Annotated in this window: 22 protein-coding genes; 11 read left to right on the top strand and 11 right to left on the bottom strand. The window is 45.7% G+C overall.

The window, feature by feature from the left end; all coding sequences use genetic code 11:
• Positions 1–39: 39 nt before the first annotated feature.
• The 7 genes from RID53_RS02475 to RID53_RS02505 form a co-directional block, all read right to left on the bottom strand.
• Positions 40–306 carry a hypothetical protein gene (locus RID53_RS02475; RefSeq protein WP_446386612.1) on the bottom strand — a complete coding sequence of 89 codons (267 nt, stop codon included), beginning with the start codon at positions 304–306 and terminating at the stop codon, positions 40–42.
• A 282-nt stretch (positions 307–588) separates the two neighbouring features.
• The gene (locus RID53_RS02480; RefSeq protein WP_446386613.1) at positions 589–774 is read right to left on the bottom strand and encodes a hypothetical protein; all 186 of its coding nucleotides are present in this window, start codon (positions 772–774) and stop codon (positions 589–591) included.
• 37 nt (positions 775–811) lie between these two features.
• Positions 812–1453, bottom strand: coding sequence for a Uma2 family endonuclease (locus RID53_RS02485; RefSeq protein ID WP_446386614.1), 642 nt, complete (start codon positions 1451–1453; stop codon positions 812–814).
• A gap of 114 nt (positions 1454–1567) precedes the next feature.
• Positions 1568–2632 (bottom strand): fatty acid desaturase, encoded by a 1065-nt coding sequence (locus RID53_RS02490; protein WP_446386615.1) that lies wholly within the window; start codon positions 2630–2632, stop codon positions 1568–1570.
• 195 nt (positions 2633–2827) lie between these two features.
• On the bottom strand, positions 2828–3076 hold the full coding sequence (locus tag RID53_RS02495) for a hypothetical protein (RefSeq protein ID WP_446380674.1): 249 nt from the start codon (positions 3074–3076) through the stop codon (positions 2828–2830).
• A gap of 339 nt (positions 3077–3415) precedes the next feature.
• Complete coding sequence (locus RID53_RS02500) at positions 3416–4084, bottom strand: class I SAM-dependent methyltransferase (RefSeq protein WP_446386616.1); 669 nt, start codon at positions 4082–4084, stop codon at positions 3416–3418.
• Between the two features lie 132 nt (positions 4085–4216).
• Positions 4217–5530, bottom strand: coding sequence for a transporter (locus RID53_RS02505; RefSeq protein WP_446386631.1), 1314 nt, complete (start codon positions 5528–5530; stop codon positions 4217–4219).
• 459 nt (positions 5531–5989) lie between these two features.
• On the opposite strand from RID53_RS02505, the gene RID53_RS02510 reads away from it, so the two are divergent.
• From RID53_RS02510 to RID53_RS02530, 5 genes are all read left to right on the top strand, one after another.
• A complete protein-coding gene (locus RID53_RS02510; RefSeq protein ID WP_446386617.1) occupies positions 5990–6178 on the top strand; it encodes a hypothetical protein in 189 nt (62 codons plus the stop codon).
• Between the two features lie 91 nt (positions 6179–6269).
• Positions 6270–6893, top strand: coding sequence for a hypothetical protein (locus RID53_RS02515; protein ID WP_446386618.1), 624 nt, complete (start codon positions 6270–6272; stop codon positions 6891–6893).
• Complete coding sequence (locus RID53_RS02520) at positions 6866–7240, top strand: alpha/beta fold hydrolase (protein WP_446386619.1); 375 nt, start codon at positions 6866–6868, stop codon at positions 7238–7240. The genes RID53_RS02515 and RID53_RS02520 overlap by 28 nt, the downstream gene beginning before the upstream one ends.
• Positions 7241–7375: 135 nt before the next feature.
• Positions 7376–7795 (top strand): BlaI/MecI/CopY family transcriptional regulator, encoded by a 420-nt coding sequence (locus RID53_RS02525; RefSeq protein ID WP_446386632.1) that lies wholly within the window; start codon positions 7376–7378, stop codon positions 7793–7795.
• A complete protein-coding gene (locus RID53_RS02530) occupies positions 7792–8637 on the top strand; it encodes a M56 family metallopeptidase (protein WP_446386620.1) in 846 nt (281 codons plus the stop codon). Before RID53_RS02525 ends, RID53_RS02530 begins: the two co-directional genes overlap by 4 nt.
• 206 nt (positions 8638–8843) lie before the next feature.
• Here RID53_RS02530 and RID53_RS02535 read toward each other — a convergent pair whose 3' ends face one another.
• Together RID53_RS02535 and RID53_RS02540 are read right to left on the bottom strand one after the other, a co-directional pair.
• Positions 8844–9185 (bottom strand): hypothetical protein, encoded by a 342-nt coding sequence (locus RID53_RS02535; RefSeq protein ID WP_446386621.1) that lies wholly within the window; start codon positions 9183–9185, stop codon positions 8844–8846.
• A gap of 106 nt (positions 9186–9291) precedes the next feature.
• Positions 9292–10341, bottom strand: a complete 1050-nt coding sequence (locus RID53_RS02540; RefSeq protein WP_446386622.1) for an anthranilate phosphoribosyltransferase family protein — start codon at positions 10339–10341, stop codon at positions 9292–9294.
• A gap of 236 nt (positions 10342–10577) precedes the next feature.
• Here RID53_RS02540 and RID53_RS02545 point away from each other — a divergent pair, with 236 nt between their 5' ends.
• The gene (locus tag RID53_RS02545) at positions 10578–10781 is read left to right on the top strand and encodes a hypothetical protein (protein WP_006105971.1); all 204 of its coding nucleotides are present in this window, start codon (positions 10578–10580) and stop codon (positions 10779–10781) included.
• A 98-nt stretch (positions 10782–10879) separates the two neighbouring features.
• Positions 10880–11317, top strand: coding sequence for a hypothetical protein (locus tag RID53_RS02550; protein ID WP_446386623.1), 438 nt, complete (start codon positions 10880–10882; stop codon positions 11315–11317).
• Between the two features lie 182 nt (positions 11318–11499).
• Here RID53_RS02550 and RID53_RS02555 read toward each other — a convergent pair whose 3' ends face one another.
• Complete coding sequence (locus RID53_RS02555) at positions 11500–13401, bottom strand: ferredoxin--nitrite reductase (RefSeq protein WP_446386624.1); 1902 nt, start codon at positions 13399–13401, stop codon at positions 11500–11502.
• Positions 13402–13656: 255 nt separating this feature from the next.
• On the opposite strand from RID53_RS02555, the gene RID53_RS02560 reads away from it, so the two are divergent.
• A complete protein-coding gene (locus tag RID53_RS02560; protein ID WP_446386625.1) occupies positions 13657–14853 on the top strand; it encodes a HEAT repeat domain-containing protein in 1197 nt (398 codons plus the stop codon).
• A 118-nt stretch (positions 14854–14971) separates the two neighbouring features.
• Here the strand turns inward: RID53_RS02560 and RID53_RS02565 are convergent, their stop codons facing one another.
• Positions 14972–15769, bottom strand: coding sequence for a DUF4058 family protein (locus RID53_RS02565; protein ID WP_446386626.1), 798 nt, complete (start codon positions 15767–15769; stop codon positions 14972–14974).
• Positions 15770–15854: 85 nt separating this feature from the next.
• On the opposite strand from RID53_RS02565, the gene RID53_RS02570 reads away from it, so the two are divergent.
• From RID53_RS02570 to RID53_RS02580, 3 genes are all read left to right on the top strand, one after another.
• Positions 15855–16073: a hypothetical protein gene (locus tag RID53_RS02570; RefSeq protein ID WP_446386627.1), complete on the top strand. Its 219-nt coding sequence runs from the start codon at positions 15855–15857 to the stop codon at positions 16071–16073.
• A gap of 272 nt (positions 16074–16345) precedes the next feature.
• Positions 16346–16801 (top strand): Hsp20/alpha crystallin family protein, encoded by a 456-nt coding sequence (locus RID53_RS02575; protein ID WP_446386628.1) that lies wholly within the window; start codon positions 16346–16348, stop codon positions 16799–16801.
• 330 nt (positions 16802–17131) lie between these two features.
• The gene (locus tag RID53_RS02580; protein WP_446386629.1) at positions 17132–18292 is read left to right on the top strand and encodes an RRXRR domain-containing protein; all 1161 of its coding nucleotides are present in this window, start codon (positions 17132–17134) and stop codon (positions 18290–18292) included.
• Positions 18293–18299: the final 7 nt, after the last annotated feature.

Below are 18299 nucleotides of genomic sequence, written 5' to 3' on the forward strand. Positions count from 1 at the left end.
ATCGCACTCAGCTTAGGGTATTATTTGGCGATATCTCGGCTATAAACCAACCAAATCAGCATCAACGCCTCTATTGTCAAATCCTGTCAGATAGCATACATCAGCCGTTTCAGAATAGCTGGAGTTGGAGAACTCTTGAGGTGTGGCTTTGTTCTCAACGTCAGTTTTCTGGTGACTGGGTAAACCACTTTGTAATTCCAGAGCGATCGCGATCCACTCGGATAGAGAAACACCCACGCTGTCAGCTTGTCGCTTCAAGGCTGCATATACTTCATCACTCAGTTCTAGCTTGACAACTTGGCTCACGGCTATGTCCCTCAACGATTGCTATGTAACCCTAGAGTAACATTTCCAAAAACTTCATGACTTGGATTGATACCCTGCTTTTGCTATCTGAAATTTTTCCTAGACGGCGTTTAAATTTAGTGGTGGTTGCAGGGTGGTAATTTGGGTAACTTGCTCTGTTGGGTTTCCTACTGGTGTGACACAGCTAAAATTGTGGATTAGATTTGACGTTTAACCCTGAGCGAAGTCGAAGGGTTAAACCGGGCGCAAGTCTTTGCGCCCCTACAGTTTCCGGGCTAATAGTTAATTCATCAAATAAGGTGTGCCACGCCAGTACAGCAATGGTACAGCCGTGCGCGATCGCCCTAAATAAATTATTGCTGAACTTATTTCAACGTCTTGATTGACTTTACACAGAAATATAAAGTCTAAACAGTTTACTGGATAAAAATAATTAGTCGGTTTTAACCGACTTGAGCTATAAGCCAAGAACTTGAGTTCTTGGCGGCTGGTAACATGGGCTTACTCAAGCTTGAAACTGGGACAACAACCAAGCGCTCACTTTACCATGATTCATTTGCCGACTACGCCGAAAGGCTTCTTCCAATAGAGCAATCTCTAAACCAGGAAACACCTGAGACTGGTAAATTCGCCGACTCCCGCCATTTTGAATCTCAAAGGCGATAACCTGAACATTTTTTACATCAATAATCCAATACTCCCGAACTCCCAAGGATTCGTAGAGGAGACGTTTCTCTCCTTTGTCATCGGCTAAAGAAGAATAGGCAACTTCAATAACTAAATCCGGGGGTGGGTAGGTATCGAGATTGATAATCGTCGCTTCCCAAGGTACTGTTTCCGCCTTATCACCGACATAAAACGAGACATCCGGTTGGGCTTCCTCACAGCCTGTCTTACGATACGTGCAGTTATCATGACCATCAATGTCAATGTCTCGAATACTGGCAAAGAGGGCAATCGCAGCAATAACAATGAAATGGTCGCGGGAATGGGGGTTACCAAGTGGAGACATCTCTAGCCTCATGCATCCGTTATAGTAGTAGCCTTTCGCTTTTTCATAAGCTGGATCACTGATTGCCTGAAGGTATTCGTCCCAAGTCGCATTGACCCAGGTATCGGTTGGTAGTTTGGCTTGCAGTTGACTCATGACGACCTTGCTGATGGCTAGCGATCGCTAATATTGTAACTAAATCCCAAAAACCCCGACTTCTTCAAGAAATCGGGGATCTCATCTAATTCACATTACCGTGACAATACCGGATTATTTGTCTCCAGCCATGGCTTGTCGATAGTCTTTAAACGACTGATAGCACTCCTGTTGACTATAGAGGTGACATTGGTCGGTAATCTGTTTCATCAACGACCAAGAAAAACGGCATTCGCGCAATTCATCTCCCCAATTTTCCTTAAGAATCCGATGCGCTAACCGCAAATTATAGGACGGAATCGCACTGGAAACGTGATGGGGAATGTGAACATTAATATCGTGGCAGAGAAACTCTATCCAACGGGGATAATCACAATGAACCGAACCAAATAATTGAGCCTCAGCTTCATTCCACTCTGGTTCTGGGGTAAAGGGAATATCGGGTGCTGTATGGTGAACAATGGTAAACGTACTCATCCAGAAATGGTAAACAACCCAGGGAAGTAGCCAGAATTTGACGACTCCCCATACACCTACTGTGGCAAAGAGTAAGGGAAATGCAACAGCAGCAAAACCGATAACCAACAACGCGGAAAACTTGACTTGAGAACGCTGTTTTCCCTGGAAATTACCCCAGTTAAAATGCAGTAATGCCCAGTGGAACATCGAACCAATCCACCACAATCGACCTCGTGTTAGTTGGTAAAACAACTTAACTAAAATAGGGTGGCTGGCATAATACTCTATAGTAAAAGGCTGCCATGCATTATCTTCGCCAAGCTTATTCGTGTGGGCGTGATGGTGGTTATGGAGAATGCGCCAGCTATGAAAGGGATAAAGTAAAGGTAAAAATGCCAGGTGTCCCACCAAATCATTCACCCAACGGCGATTGGCAAAGGAACGATGACCACAATCATGACCGATCACAAAAAAGCCAGTCAATGCTGTACCAGTGAAAATCCATAATAGCGGTAAACAAAACCAGGGCGCGATCGCTAAACCCCCATAGCCTAGACTTACCATTACAATACTCACCAGAACCACTGTCCAGGCTTTGCGACGGTTTTTCACAAACACTTCACGCGGTAACGTTCGCAAAATGTCTCTTAACCGTAAGGTCGTTGTAACCCTTGTCAATGAGTAATCAGGACTTTGTTCTTTGATTGTCGATATAGTCATGAAAGAATTTAATACATGAGATGTTGATGAATTGCGGATAGTCAGGCAAAAAAAACACTGCCTAGCCGTCCATTACTGGCAGAGAGAAGGGTATCTCCTTGTGCTTATCCGTCAGAGTTGGCAAAACTTAGCACCCCAAGAATGAGTTCTGGGGTGCAAAAACAGCATGAATCAAACCAAACACTACTGTTCCCCTTAATTATTGGCGTCGGATTGCGCCGCAGCCAACCGTTGTTTTTGGAGGATTTGGAGCTGCTGCAATAGTGAATCTACTTCTGCTTGCAAATGTAGATACTTGACTTGCTGATCAGCCTGGTAAATCGACTTCATTAATTTTATCAGGCGTTGGTCACTCGTGCTGGTTACCATCCCGCGATCGCTCTCGGTTGCAGCTTCCCGATTCGGGTTTGGTGGACAGACTACACTAGATGAACGATTTAGCATTCGTTAAATAGTTATTTTTACTTACTCACACCACAGGCTATTGTATCCTGAACATCAAGTTTTGTTGCATCATATAGGTCAATTTTATGACTGGCTGAGTCATTCATTATGAAAGCCAACAGACTTGATAGGCTGGAACCCCCATCTGTCAAGTGTTTTCCTCTCGCTAGGCGAATAGGGTTAGCCGGGATGGGAAGTCAGCTTTGACCGTGATAACACAACCCTTTAGTATAAACCAGGAATCAGTTTTTTGACTCGCTGCTGATAGTCGGTGTATTCGGGATACTTCTGAGTTAACCCGGTTTCTTCCCATCTGGCTTGGAAAAATCAACCTCAAACCTAACCCCCTTCCCTCTGTTTATTGTCTTGACGTTGGGCGATGACAGCATAGAAGGGATCACCCCCACCAACCCCTAGCATCTGAAACAAACTGGGAACCGGAGAAGAACGGGCAATCACTTCTGGGGAACTAAATCCGGGTACCGACTGAAAATAACGCTTGACAAGTTGCACACGACTGGCTTCAGTTCCGTCTCGCCATGCCGCGATCGCTTTTTGGAAGAACATGCGGTTAGAAAAGCTGATAATGGCGATACCGCCAGGTTTGAGGATGCGGTGAATCTCCTGAAACACGGCATCAGGGTATTGGAGGTACTGAATCGAGACACAGTTGAGAACCGCATCAAACTCTTGGTCTGGCAAAGGTAACTGAGGATTTTTATTCAGATTGTGGACAAAGTAATGGTTTAATTGGGGATTGCGTGCCAGTTCCTGTTCATTCATCCCGTGTCCCTCAACATGGGCGAATTCCATGTCATCGGGCAAGTGGGATACATGACTACTCATCATATCCAGGATGCGAGTATGGGGTTGCAGGCGTTCTCTATAGAGTTGAGTAAGTTGATCCAGAAACCCAGCATCAACATGGGTGACAAAGCGAGGGAAGGAGTAAAACAGGGTATCGTCGGTATCGTCTAGTTTCGTCCGTTGGTTAGATTGCAGCAGCATAGTCGTTAGCGGAAAATAGGATGCTATCTTTTAGTTTAAGAAAAATTACGGAATGTTAAGGATACGTTGATTGTTGATGGTTCATTGTTGATTGCTATAAACCATGAACCATGAACCATGCACCATGCACCCCTAAAAAACGGCTTGCAAACCAGCCGTCAACCGCCAATCCGTTTCAAGCTGCGGGCCATCCAGAGAACGATAAAGAGGTAATTCAAACTCAATTGCTAACCGACTTCCCTGAAGATTACCACTGGGAGCATAGAGATTAACACCAAAGCCTAAATTTAACTGAGTGCCACCTCGTCTATCTGGATCAGCAGTGGGAATCATCATCGGATTCAGACGAGAGTCAGATCCATCAAGATTTCCCCACGTCTGACCATTGAGACGAATTGAGGTACTCAGCCAATCTGTCCACTTATAAGCCGTCCAACCCGTGAGCATCAGTTGATTACCGAGTCGATAATCATTACTATTTTCACCCAAGCGCAGCGTCGCGATCGCTTGGCTGCCCCAAGACCAATTGTTACTCTGACCTAAGTAAGTAATACCAGGTAGTAAGTCAAAAGTGCCAGAACCGATCTGCATGGGATAGGGTAAAATCTGGTCATCACCTGCTGGGGTATTGTCTCGCTCCTCAATTGAGCCTGTGGGGAAACTCATGCCGATATTCAAGTGCAAGCGCTGTTGGCTTTGATCTAGGACTTTGTAAAGTGCTGTGAGTTTGATATCACCGAAGCCTTCTGAATTGGTAGTAAAGCGCACGCCGCGACGAGTAACATGATCCATTTCTTTGAACACATAAGGTACCATCGCCATCAACGTCAGGTCATTGGTTGGTGCATACATCACCCCCAATGCGTGCATTTGCATGGTCATGCGTACCGGAGTCACGGGAAACTGTTGCAAAACCTCGGCATCGCTGAGGTTATCTGTACCCTCCCGATTACCGTCCATATCCATAAACCGATAGCGGTAGGAGAACATCCATTCTCCGGCACTGTGGGTATGATCACCCATTACGCCAATAGGAGCATGTCCATCGGGTCGTCCTGAAGTCCATCGAAAGGGTATAGCTTGATTATTGCTATCGGCAAGTTGGATGTTTTGATCGTCTAAATTAAAGATTGGCAACGGAGTTAGAACTTCAGGAGTGGATTGTCCGGTTGATATCTCATCGAAGGAAATGGGATAGCTCAGAGCCGTTGAAGTTTTTTCCGGCAAGTCTAGAACACCAAGCGGGTTAACCTGAGCCTCTTGCTCATGTTGGGGAGTCAATGAATGTTTGTCCCATCGATCATAATTTGCCTGTTGTCGATCTATGATCGGATCAATTTCCCTAGAGAAATCTACATTCGCTGGTTTGGTTTCCGATTGAATTTCCCACGTTTGTGAGATTGTATCGGGAATGGGTAAGAAGGGTTTTTGGTTTATCCTTGGCAAGGTTTGTGCATTCACGCTTATCGGACACATCCAGATAATTCCCATTATGACCCAACTGAATCGACGGTGATCTCTTTTCACTGAATCAACCTCTCGTTAACGCAACGTATGTAAACAGTGTCTGTTATTTTGGTTGGGGTTACAGTTTAAGTCAAAAGACAGGTTGTCAAACTTGATGGTGAAGGGTTAAGAGACGTGATCGCTGAGGGAGCATAGACCCTAAAAGCCGATAATGTTTAACTAGGTTACGTTATGTGAATTTACTTTAAACCCTCGCCCAGCACATAATGATAAATGACGAGCCTCACCGTTTACATTTATTGTGCAGAGCCACTTAATGTAAGTTTGACAGACATTAAGAACGGTAACGTATACTTGAGCAACCTTTGGACATAATGATTTTGCTATGACTGGTCTCTGTCAAAAATTACAATTGCTGCTTCTAGTGCGGTACTGAGTTTGCTGACAATAGCGGCTGTTTCTGCCCAGGCTATTACCTTTGAACTCGACTGGACTGGACAAGAGGGATATTCGGCTCAAGGGTCTTTCAGTTACGATGAAACGCAAGAGTATAACTCGGCATTAACCATCTTTGGTTTAGCCGCATTGCTGATGAAGAAAAAACGAACATTTTCGATCAAAAAATAGTTAGGATATTAAAACGCTCTCGATTGTTCATGGTTCATTGTTGATTGCCATGAACCATGAACCCTAAAATCCCCAATGACACGAATCGCCTATGCCTGTTTACGGTTGTGACTCGATCGCCTTTGAGGGAGTTACAGGTCAGCGTTATTGGTTCCACGAACCGTTTCACTTTACCGGAATCACCGATATCGATGAACGGCTGAGTAGTTTCCCCGTAGCTGTCTTTTTGCCACAGGATCGACCTGGCGATCAGACACCGTTGGTGATTGGCATTCAAGGGATGTGTGCGCCTTATGGCTGGAATGCTTTTATTGTGCCAACGCTGACCCAAATGGGGATTGCTGTGGCATTATTTGACACCCCTCTAGCAGGTGAACGCAGTTTCGTGCGGACGTTTTCCGGGGTGGCGCAGGTTGAAATTAAACCGCTTCTGGATCGCGGTATTTCCTTTGATACTCAACTAATGCTGCGGATGTTCAGTGTCACAGCGCGGGATATTGGCTTAGTGCGGAATTTTTGTCGCGATCGCTATCATCTCACTGATCCTCGGTTGGCGCTATTTGGCGTCAGTATGGGCGTTTTATTTAGTGCATTTGCCTTTACTACAGATGGGATGGGAGAACGATTACTGGGTGCGATCGGTCATGCTAACCTGCAAACCTTTGCCAAAAGCTGGGGGGCTTTATTTTGCCAGAACTGGCTGCATCGCCTCTAGGGAGGTTAGCAGAAGTGCTGCTGGGCAAAGTTCAACCGGATCTTCCGAGTTGGGTTCCTCTATTGCGAATCGCGAATTCTCTCAAACATCCGGATCAGTTTGGTCAAGCTTGTAACCCCATGACCTATGCGGATCGAGTAGACTCTCATCGTCGGATTCGCTTTTTGGTGGGGAAGCGCGATCGCATGGTTAATGTCGCCGATGCTAAGGCTTGTGCCAAACGGTTTCCGAATAGTGATTGTTATGTTGTTCCGGGTATGGGTCATGGGACAAACGATTTTGGTCTCACATTTACCGATCATGTTCGCTATTTTCTCGTGACTCAGTTGGCAGATTGGCGAAGTTAATCGCTACAGCAGAAGTCAGAAGCTTGATGATTGGGACGTGGTTCTGTAAGGTTTGCCCACCCGACATAAAATCAGCGTTTGAGGTCAAATTCAGGTAAACTGAGTATCCAGTTTCCTGATTTTAACGGCATAATTATGGTTCCCATGCCCAGTTACCGCCCCAAACAACTCTCCCTTGGTCCATTAGAGGCAGAAATCTTAGAGATTATCTGGCAACTCGGTTCGGCTACCACTAAAGATGTCCACGAACGAATTTTGGCTGACCCAGACCGAGAGTTAGCCTATGCTTCCGTAACCACGGTATTGCGCCGTCTCACCCAAAAAGGCTGGCTAAGGTGCGATCGCCAAGATCGGGCATTTCGTTGGCAACCCTTGCTCTCGCCGGAACAGGCGCAGATTCTGCAAGCCCATGATCAGTTACAGAGATTCTTAGCCGTAGGAAATCCTGATATCATCGCCGCCTTTGCCGACAGTCTCGACCAAGCTAGTCTAGAACAACTCGACGCGATCGCCCAGCGTTTGCAAGCCATCCGCGAAGCGAGGGAGCAGCAATGATCCATCTCATCCTAATTCTGAGTGCCTTAGCCGTAGCTTGGTTCACCCGAATCAGTTGGTCAGGAACAGTCGGTAGTTATCAGCAACGCTGGCAAAATGCCTTAAGCACGTTCTTATTTCCGCCATTGCTACTGATCATGACAGCCATCTCTATTGTCTGCATGGGACCCCAAGGGCAAATGGTTTGGCGCTGGGAGGGTTGGTTCAGTTATGGATTAGCTGGCACGTTCTTGGGATATGTGGGAGTCTCAGGGCTGAAACTGGCGTTTGCCGGATGGCGTTCTTGGCAACAGGTTCGCACCTATCCCCAGCAAACCCTTCATGGCAGACTAATCCGCATTCTCAACACACCCTTAGTGTTTAGCGCTCAAGTCGGATTTTGGCACTCGGAACTGGTGGTGAGTCAAGGGTTGCTGGAGACGCTTGATGCGGATCATTTGCAAGCGGTTCTTACCCATGAAGACGGACATTTTTATTATCGAGATACCTTTTGGTTCTTTTGGTTGGGCTGGATGCGGCGATTTTCTTATGGATTAACCCATACAGAAGCGCTATGGCAGGAACTATTACTGTTACGAGAAATCAGAGCCGATCAATGGGCAGCACAACGGGTTGATTTTTTACTGTTAGCGGAATCCCTGTTGACGGTTGTCAGTACACCGCTGATGCATTCTGAAAGTGTTTGTGCCGCTTTTAGCTGCAGTGCACCTAAAAATCGTCTTCAGGAACGCATAGAAGCGCTCTTAGCTGAAATCCATTTACCTAACCAGACCTATCTATATTTATTCATCTGGTTTTTATTATCATGTTTGCCGCTATTTTTAATCCCGTTTCACCGATAAGTAGGTGGAGTTTCATTAAAGTTAACGGTTGAGATTAGGCAACAGGCAACAGTAAGGGTTTGAGGCATGAAAACATTTCTTAGCACAGTGTATAGAATTTATGTCCAGGTACTTACAGCCGATTTGGTGGTTGATGAGGTACAGTCTTCTCAGCAAGATCCCCGACTTCGTAGGAGTTGTCGGGGATCTGTCTGTGTAATGCCAACTTAGTGAGAATCATGATGAGGTTGGTTCGGCGTGGGAAGAGAAGGGTTGTGGGGATGAGAGGGGGATTCTTCAGCGCCGATAGGAATACGAATATTTCCCATACCCATTGAACCGATACTCACTAATCCCATCGTCTGAAAACCAACAGCTACCGTCCCCATAGAAACTAGCCCAGCCGATAAGACTCCCATGGCGACAGAACCGAGAGAAAAGACTCCCATGGGAACGAACCCTATTGAAATTACCCCCATCGGGACTATACCAATCGATACGATTCCCAATGGGGCAATGCCGATGGCAAAAACTTGAGGCTTGTGGTGGTGAGCAGAGGTTTTGGACATGGGAGAGTAAAGCTGATACTATGCTGCTGTTGATCTTGAGGGAGCAGCCAACCCTTGTCAAAAGACAGGCTGTCAAACTTGGGTGAGGACAACCCTTTTTCCTCTTTCAACCTCGAACAGTCGATTTAATCTCCATTAATTGCTGCTGAAGTGCGCCTGTAGTTAACAAAGACTCCGCTTTGCTTAATCCATCTTCTAACGTCGGGCAAACCCCACACCGCCAGAGATAAAACCCACCATTCCAAATCACGGATTTTTGAAATTCTGAAGATTTTCCCGCTAAAACTTGTTTAATTTGTACCAATAATTGTTCCTTTGACTCTAAAGGAACCTCCTTTCCTTCAAAACCATAATCCCTAGGGTGAAGTTTCAGGCGTTGATAGGGTTCGCTATCTCCAGGTTTATGTGTCGAAATAATCGCCGTCCGTTCACGGGGCAAATCGCAACTTCCCTCTAACCCCTTGATTAAGGTGTAATTGTTGACGCCTCGTAATCCCAATGTTCCCTGCATAAATTCTTCTGTTGGGGGATGGACAAACCCAGCCACTAAATGCACGTTTCCAGCATAAGGAAGCCAAATTAATTCAATCGTGGCAAAGGGGGGACGCTTGCCAATCTGATCCCGATAATTCACCAAACCTTGAGTCGCCGGAAAATGGTTAGGGGTGTAGATAAACCCAAAGCGAGTTGTTTCTAAACTCTGATGCACTTGGGTAAGACTCAATCGGGTAAAATCGATGCCCAATCCTTGCCAAATTTCTACCAAAGGAATGCCATATTTTGTTGCCATACAGTCGCCGCCATGTTGGATTACCGGAACCCCTGAAGCCGCCAGCATCAGCGCCGTTAATAGAGTAACTGGGGCGGTTCGCGATCGCCCGTCGTAAGGTGTCCCCATTACCGTGACTATCGGATCACCGGATAAGCGGGGTACTGTGCAACCTAATTGATCATACGCATCCAACATTCCCGCAAGTTCCTCACTCGTGGGGCGCTTAATCCGATGGGCAATTAAAAACGCCCCAATTTGAGCCGGAGTCGCGTCTTCATTCAAGATCATTTCTGTGGCGTTGGCGGCTTCTTCACGAGTTAAATCTTTGTGAGTATGGCTACCGCTACCCACTTTCTTTAACAGTTCTCTGAAAATAATACTCATAATGGGGGATGAAAAATAGGACGATTGGACTATGACGATAACGGTTTAGGACGATAGCAGATTGACAGAGAACCGTTCGTGAATCCTGAACAAAGATGCAACGACTTCGCCATTGAGTAACCTCTGTGAGGATTAGTTAACAAATCTACAATTAATTTTTATGTATTATTTGATACAGATTTTAATTTTAGTATATTCTGATACAAGAAGAGAATCGAGAATCAGACGGCACAGATATGCAAAATCCACAACCGCAACCCCCTCCAGCCAATCTCTCGGCTAGTGCAATTTTTCGCTATCTGCAACCCGGAATGTGGCTGAGATTAGAGGAACTCCCCAATCCGTTTGCCCACTATGAGGCGCTGATACTCTCCCAAGTCTCGGATCATGAATGGCTGACTTGGATTCCGGAACATGGAGAATATCTGTTAGTGCTGTAGCCACTTCCAGCGAAAGGATAGCCTCCTCTAGCTAAGTTGTTCAGCCAATATCACCTCCATACAATGCTCAAACGTATAGAAAATTTGGAGTTTTGGTAATGATCAAGACGAAGCTTTCCCCCTGCGAGAGTTTACTCTATCACTGGATTCGGTTTCATACTCAAACCAATCAAAAAATAAATTTTAACTGGCATGACTTTCAGGCTTGGACAGCAGAATTCCTCGAACATTCAGTTAGCTTGAGCGAAGTTTACGCCGCGCTTACAGAGCTACATAAGCTGAAATTAATTACTGTCCAAGGCACCGAAGTTGCCCTAAATACTCCCCCAAGTCGTACACCGTTAGAACTTTCACCATTACCCCATAAATTATTAACCACCAGCCGGAAACCTAAGCTTTTTTCCTGGGCTTCCCTGATGACGTTAATCTTTTTAGTTTTGTGGTTAGGCTCAGGCGTTATGTATTTTAAGTTGTATTCAGGAGACTCAAATCATTATACCAATCCTTATCAATTTTTGGGCGAAAAAATAAAATAATTGGGTTGACTTATTTAGTCAATCGGAGACAGAGCGAAACACGGATGAAGGGTGAAACAGGGTTATCCGAATGTAGGGGCGGGTTTCACTACTATCTTTTTTGACTTCACCCGAATTTCGCTAAACCCGCCCCAATCCAATGTCCGAATTATTGGACAAACCAATGACATAAGACAAACGCCTTAAGCATCAATCACCACTTGTCCTTCCGGCACAGCACAACAGGTCAAAACCATGCCCTCCTCTAAATCTTCCAAGGCACTATACTCTTCGTCATACTTCACTTGACCTTTTAATAATTTTTTAGTACAAGTCCCGCAAGTACCAGCACGACAACTACTGTCGATTTCAATGCCTTGGCTTTCAGCCATATCCAGGATAAATTCCTGAGAATTAGCGTCAACCTGTTTCCAAGATTCCGCGAAAAATAGCTTGGTTTGAGCTTGATCACCGTTGGTTTCTGTCTCAGATGAAGGTTGAGTATCCTCTGGAACATTCTCCTGAGTTTCCGGCTCCGGTTCTATAACAACTCCATCCTTAACTTTAGCATCAAAGTTTTCAATTAATAGATTCCGCAGAATCGGTTTTAGGTCATCGCAGGCAATTCCTTTTTCCAATAAGTCTCCGAGTTGAGCATCTTTGCCGACTTTTCCCCCAGTATAAAGATTTACCCCTTCGACAGGCTTGCCATCTTTACGAACTTTCGTACCCATTAACCCAATATCGGCAACTTGAGGTTGTCCACAGGAGTTGGGACATCCAGTCCAGTGTATCCGCACTCGTTCGGGAATGTCTAATTCTTGATCCAGTTCTTGCGCCAGTTTTAATGCCCGTTGCTTGGTTTCTATGATGGCAAAATTGCAATAGCGATTCCCCGTACAAGACACCAATGAACGGGTAAGCGTAGAGGGATGAATCGGAAACTGCTGGAGTAACGGTTCACTCAGAAACGCTTCGATTTTTTCATTGGCAATGTAGGGAATAATTAAATTTTGTTCAACGGTTAAGCGAATTTCACCATTCCCATAAACATCAGCTAATCGGGCTAACTCAAACATGGTATCGGCTGACAAGCGCCCCACGGGAACCAGTAAGCCAACATAACTGTACCCTGGTTGCTTTTGCGGATAAACCCCAATGTAATCTTTTTTCTCTTGGGTAATCTCATCCTCAGGCGCAGCCGGGAGAAGTTCTTTCCCGAATGTTTTTTCGACTTCCGCCCGGAATTTGTCTACGCCCCATTTATCAATCAACCACATCATCCGGGCTTTTTGGCGGCTTTTTCGTAATCCCTCTTTTAATCCGTTCTGAGTATAAACGGTAAGAATCGCGCCACTCAAGTTAATCACATCTGCTTCATTTGCCGGAACCCAGGCATTTAAGGGAATCGCTTCCACACAACGCTGGGCTGATAAATAACCGCCGACTAAAATATTGAAGCCTAATTCTCCATCCCGATAGGCAGGGACAAAGGCAATATCATTAATTTCGGCGTGAATGGAGTTGTCTCGTCCTCCTTCAATGGCAATATTGAATTTACGCGGAAGATTTGTAAACGCATAATTTCCTTCCCCGTTATTGGTAATCATGTCCTGCAATTTTTGCACCATGTCACGGGTGTCAATGATTTCGTCTGCATCAATTCCAGCGACGGGTGATCCGGTTAAATTCCGCACATTATCCATTCCCGTCTGCACACTGGTCATATTAATGGATTGCAGTTGACGGAAAATTTCTGGAATATCTTCTAAACGGACGCCTCGCAGTTGAATATTTTGGCGAGTAGTAATATCGGCGCTACCATCATCACCATAACGCTGCACAATACTGGCAAGAACCCGCATTTTCTCACTGTCCAGATAACCATTGGGTGTGCGTAAGCGCAACATGAATTTGCCGGGAGTTACTGGACGGAAAAAGACACCCAACCACTTGAGGCGAAGTTCTAAGTCGGTTTTATCAACGTTTTCCCAGCCAACTTCGATTAAGCTTTCCAGTTCATGTTTAATGTCTAGCCCATCTTTCTCGGCTTTGGCTTTTTCCACTTTGTTTATTTTTTTGGATACGTCTTTTGTTGTAGTCATAGCGCTATTTTGATGGATTTTTACGGTTTTCGGTTCTACTAAAATTTCCCCTCTTAATTTCAGTAAGGTAAGCAAGGTTCAAGTGCTAAATTGTATATTTGGATACGCTTTTAAGTTGAATTTGAACAAACTGCATCATATAAATGCAATTTATGAATTAAATGTTTATAAATCATCGATTCTATGAAACGATAGGAAGAGTGAGGCTGAAGTGGCACACCATTCAGTCTGGGTAACGATGCAAGTGATCAAACAATGGACAAACTTCTTAAACAAGCCACAGTTGCCACAGAGCAAGGGGATTGGTTGTCAGTCACTCAATGTTTGCAGCAATTACCGTTGGATGAGCGCAGCCGAAATCATTCCAATCCAGAAACCACGGAATTGCCCCTAGGATTGGCGATGGCGTTAACGGTTTTGGAACAGGGAGATTTTCAGGCGCGTTGGGATATTGCCAAGGTTTTGCCACAATGGGGAGAGAGGATTGTAGAACCGTTGATCGAGATTTTGGAAGATGAGGAGGCGGATTTAGAGCAACGGTGGTTTGCGGGGCGGATTTTGGGGGGATTTAATACGCCTGAGGTGATTCGGACATTGGTGAAATTACTCGATCACAGTGAAGATGAAGAGTTAAGTGCGATCGCATCAAGTGCATTAGCCGCGATCGGACACTCGGCGGTTGAGGCGTTAACTGATTTGTTGGTGAAACCGGAATCTCGTCTTTTCGCCACTCGCGCCTTAGCTCAAATGCATTGTGCAGAGGTGATTGATCCCTTATTAAGCGTCGTCCATGATCCAGATGAACAGGTGCGCGTCACTGCCATTGCTGCCCTGAGCAGTTTCCATGACGATCGCATTGTATCCGTTTTCTTGGTGGCATTAAAAGATTATGCCGCGTCTGTGCGTAAAGAAGCGGTGATCGGGTTAGGCTTAAGCACCTCCTCACAGACAGAATTCGAGACATTACCCTATTTGCAACCCCTGCTGTATGATTTAAATTTAGAGGTCTGCCAGCAAGCCGCGATCGCGATCGGTAGAATCGGTACAGATGAAGCAGCCGAGGCGTTATTTCCAGTTTTGCGATCGCCTTTAACTCCTGTTCCCCTACAACTTACTGTCATTCAGGTATTGGCGCGGATCGAAACGGCGACAACATTGGAGTATTTACACCAAGCCTTATCCACCATAGCCGAAGACTCTATATTAGAAATCGTGCGCGTTTTTGGGCGGATTGAAACGCCGAATCTGAAATACCAAGCCGCTAAAATCTTGCTGGATTTCTTTGAGTCGGGACATCCCAGTGTTGAAACAACCGCAATTAAACAGGCGTTAGCCTACAGTTGGGGACAATTAGGAGTTGCTGACGCCATGGAAACTTTAGTACAACTCCAGAATGATCCTCAATTGAGTGTCAGATTACACGCTAATGCGGCAATTGAACAACTACAGTAAGCGAACAGGGAACAGTAAAATTATCTTGTCCAGTGAGAACTAAAACCTCCGTGAAATCAGTGTGACTAACATCTCACATCCCCACCCCCAACACTCAAATAAATCCGAGAAATCAGTGTTACCGTAATCCCTGTTCAACTAGCAGCGTATTCAGCCAAGCCGCTACCTCAGAAGAAACAGCAGGAGTAAGCGACTGATGATAATCAATGCGGAAGTGATACCCTGCACGCTGATAAACGCCATCGAGAATGAGTTTTAAATCCAGAATCGGACTATTCTCTTCTCCCTGTAACGGTAACTCGACTTTAGGAATCGCATCGGTTAAATTAAAGGCATAAAGCTGGGCATGAGGTCTTAAATCGCTGCGACTAATCAGAATCCGATAGTCTTTTAACTCAGCTACCCCTTGCATCGGCATCGCTTTTCCACTGCGAAGTAAATCAATTTCTACCAAGTGGGTGGAACAGGTTAAAATTTTCTGGCGTTTGCGTAGATATGCTTCCCTCCCCTCACCTGCTCGTTTATTCTTAGGTGAGAGTAGTTCAATTGTGGTGACAACTTTTCCCGTTTTAGTGTCTCGAATCTCTAAATAGCGTTCTTCTACCTCCTCCGCCAAGGGAATCGTTACGGTTTGCGGTTGATCAGGCTTCGACAAGGTAGCAGTAGCCCTGTTGCGCGTGGCGAATTCTGGAGACGCCTCTACCTCTGAAGAGACAACGGAAACATCGGGAATACCAATCAGGATAGTATCCTCAGGAGTGCTACTGTAGACACGCTTTTCAATGGCTACATAATAGGTAGGAAGTAACGGGGGTGCAATCTCATCCGCGATCGCGACAATTAGACGGCTATGCACCTCAGACCATAATTCTGGATTTTCCAGATAGGGATTCATGCCAGGAAACGGAGATGTCATATCGCTAATTGTTGCCGGGTGAGTAGCTGTAATCTAATTATTTGTATACTGACTACTATAGTATCATCAAAAACTGAATCACCAGATGGCAAAGAAACCGTATTTTGCACAAAACAACAAATTAGATGGATTTAACCATCGAGCCAAGTATTTTTGGACATTAGAGGAAGCCCGTAACTGGCTCAAATCTGAAGGCGGCGGCACGATCAAAAAACGCAACGCTGGTGTTGTTTACAGCTTCGATACACCTATCCGGGTTTGGGCAGGTATAGAAGCAGTGGAAGAGAATGCGACTGGGATTTAAGATGAATGTCACTGAATTAAGCTGGGTTCGTAGTAGGCACGAAGCGTGCCAGAAGCGAAGACAGTGCAACTACGAATCGGGTTTCCTGTAACCATTCGGTCGAGTAAACCGTACTCTTTGATGACTCCAATATTTTAGGACGGTAATCATTAGTAAATTAGTCGTTAAAACCGAATTTACAGTGTTGTTTGTTTGCTTACTATGGGAATCAAGGGATAGATGGTAATGCTCCATCACTTCCCCAGACAACCTATTCTCGGAGAGATAAAACTATGGCACTCGTTTATTGGAATCCTCGGCGTGAAACTGAATCCCTGCAACACCAAATCGCTCGCTTATTTGAGGATGCTTTAGCACCCTATTCTGGTGAGCAAAAGCAGGAATACTTCTCAACGGTTCCGCTAGCGGAGATGCAAGAAACTCCAGAAGCTATTCATCTGAAGCTAGAAATTCCTGGAATGGAAGCTAAAGATATCGACATACAAGCCACTGAAAAGGCTGTTTCTATCAGTGGTGAACGCAAGTTTGAGCGGAACAGCGAAGATCAGGGTGAAACCAAGAGTGAATTCCGTTACGGCAGATTTGAGCGACTCATTCCGTTACCAGCCCGGATTCAGCATACGAATGTGAAAGCTGAATACAAAGATGGTATTTTGAATCTGACGTTGCCGAAGACGGAACAAGAAAAGAACAAAGTGGTCAAAGTTCAGCTTGAACCAGCCGCTTAAGTTAGACTGGGATCTTTCACCATTCTAAATTAGCTTGATTAACCGCCCGACGCCCCACGCCCGGAGTTCAAACTCCGGGCTAAAAGCTTAAGTCAGCTAAAGCTGACTGGATTCATGAACCCCGCCTTACTTCGTGAAGACGGGGATTGACAGAGATAACCTGTCAGGAAGTCATGAATAGGGCATGAGTTGGTAGGGGATAACCACTTCCGAACGCTTCTCTAGTTTGGATCGCTGTAGGTTCAGGAATCTCTGAGAACTGGGTAAGTCCAGGACACACCCTTACCAATGCCTTAAGAGACGTAAACATTACACGAGTGGATTATATCTATGAATCGTGTTCCGGTAGTTAGCAAAGAAGGAAAACCGCTAATGCCTACCAAACCCTCTAGGGCGAGACGGTGGGTCAAAGAAGGTAAAGCCGTGGGGAAGTGGTCAGACTTGGGAGTTTATTACGTCCAACTCTGCGCACCACCATCGGCGGAGGAATTCCAGCCGGTTGCGGTAGGAGTCGATCCTGGCAAGTCCTACAGTGGTGTCGGTGTCCAGTCTGCTAAATGTACGTTGGCGCAACTGCATCTCATCCTTCCGTTTGGGCGGGTGAAGAAACGGATGGAAACCCGCGCTATGCTGCGACGGTCTCGCCGGGGGCGACGGATTAACCGGGATGTCCCATTCAAACAACGTAACCATCGGCAGTGCCGCTTTGACAATCGCAAGCGGTGCAAACTACCCCCATCTATTAAAGCCTCACGGCAACTGGAGTTAAGGGTAGTCAAAGAGTTGGCGACGATATTTCCGGTAACTGCGATTGGCTATGAACGGGTTAGAGCCGACATAGATCTTTCCCAACGCAAACGTGCCAAGTCTGGCAAGGGCTTCTCTCCGGTGATGGTGGGTCAGGATTGGGCAATATCCCAGATGGAAAAAATCGCCCCTGTCTATGTCCGCGAAGGTTGGCAAAAGGATGGGAACGGTACATCCCAACTCAGAACCCAACTGGGGTTAGAGAAGGATAAGGTTAACAAGTCCATAGCCAAACCGGAAACTCATGCAGTTGATGGGGTAACGCTGGCTTGCGGGTATTTCATCAAGTATGTCCCGTTTACTGGCTCTAATTCCCATGGTTATACCCACAAAGGTAGCGTTACTGTGACCCCTTCCCCGTTTAAAACTATCACCCGTCCTGGCGCAGTAAAGCGGGGGAAAGAGTACGGATTTTTCCGCCGTCAATTGCACTTTGAAGTCCCAGATAAGTCGGGGGTCAGAAAGCGTAAGGGCGGGACAATCACCCCAATGGACGTGAGGATCGGTGATTTGGTTAGAGCAGAGAAAGCTGGGAAAATCTACATTGGCTACGTCGGCGGATTCACTGATACCAAAAAGACTCAGAAGGTTTCTGTTTGTGACTACACCTGGAAACGAATTGGGCAATTTGCTCCTAGTAAAGTTGAGCTAATCAGGAGAAATAACGGCTTATGTGTGGCGTGAAAAAAAA

The organism is Coleofasciculus sp. B1-GNL1-01, from assembly GCF_040220235.1.
Taxonomy (GTDB): domain Bacteria; phylum Cyanobacteriota; class Cyanobacteriia; order Cyanobacteriales; family Coleofasciculaceae; genus Coleofasciculus.

Excerpts from the sequence above, each read along its gene's own strand:
- RID53_RS02485 (WP_446386614.1), bottom strand. The coding sequence starts at position 1,453 with ATGAGTCAACTGCAAGCCAAACTACCAACCGATACCTGGGTCAATGCG.
- RID53_RS02490 (WP_446386615.1), bottom strand. The coding sequence starts at position 2,632 with ATGACTATATCGACAATCAAAGAACAAAGTCCTGATTACTCATTGACA.
- RID53_RS02495 (WP_446380674.1), bottom strand. The coding sequence starts at position 3,076 with ATGCTAAATCGTTCATCTAGTGTAGTCTGTCCACCAAACCCGAATCGG.
- RID53_RS02500 (WP_446386616.1), bottom strand. The coding sequence starts at position 4,084 with ATGCTGCTGCAATCTAACCAACGGACGAAACTAGACGATACCGACGAT.
- RID53_RS02515 (WP_446386618.1), top strand. The coding sequence starts at position 6,270 with ATGCCTGTTTACGGTTGTGACTCGATCGCCTTTGAGGGAGTTACAGGT.
- RID53_RS02525 (WP_446386632.1), top strand. The coding sequence starts at position 7,376 with ATGGTTCCCATGCCCAGTTACCGCCCCAAACAACTCTCCCTTGGTCCA.
- RID53_RS02530 (WP_446386620.1), top strand. The coding sequence starts at position 7,792 with ATGATCCATCTCATCCTAATTCTGAGTGCCTTAGCCGTAGCTTGGTTC.
- RID53_RS02535 (WP_446386621.1), bottom strand. The coding sequence starts at position 9,185 with ATGTCCAAAACCTCTGCTCACCACCACAAGCCTCAAGTTTTTGCCATC.
- RID53_RS02540 (WP_446386622.1), bottom strand. The coding sequence starts at position 10,341 with ATGAGTATTATTTTCAGAGAACTGTTAAAGAAAGTGGGTAGCGGTAGC.
- RID53_RS02545 (WP_006105971.1), top strand. The coding sequence starts at position 10,578 with ATGCAAAATCCACAACCGCAACCCCCTCCAGCCAATCTCTCGGCTAGT.
- RID53_RS02550 (WP_446386623.1), top strand. The coding sequence starts at position 10,880 with ATGATCAAGACGAAGCTTTCCCCCTGCGAGAGTTTACTCTATCACTGG.
- RID53_RS02555 (WP_446386624.1), bottom strand. The coding sequence starts at position 13,401 with ATGACTACAACAAAAGACGTATCCAAAAAAATAAACAAAGTGGAAAAA.
- RID53_RS02560 (WP_446386625.1), top strand. The coding sequence starts at position 13,657 with ATGGACAAACTTCTTAAACAAGCCACAGTTGCCACAGAGCAAGGGGAT.
- RID53_RS02565 (WP_446386626.1), bottom strand. The coding sequence starts at position 15,769 with ATGACATCTCCGTTTCCTGGCATGAATCCCTATCTGGAAAATCCAGAA.
- RID53_RS02570 (WP_446386627.1), top strand. The coding sequence starts at position 15,855 with ATGGCAAAGAAACCGTATTTTGCACAAAACAACAAATTAGATGGATTT.
- RID53_RS02575 (WP_446386628.1), top strand. The coding sequence starts at position 16,346 with ATGGCACTCGTTTATTGGAATCCTCGGCGTGAAACTGAATCCCTGCAA.
- RID53_RS02580 (WP_446386629.1), top strand. The coding sequence starts at position 17,132 with ATGAATCGTGTTCCGGTAGTTAGCAAAGAAGGAAAACCGCTAATGCCT.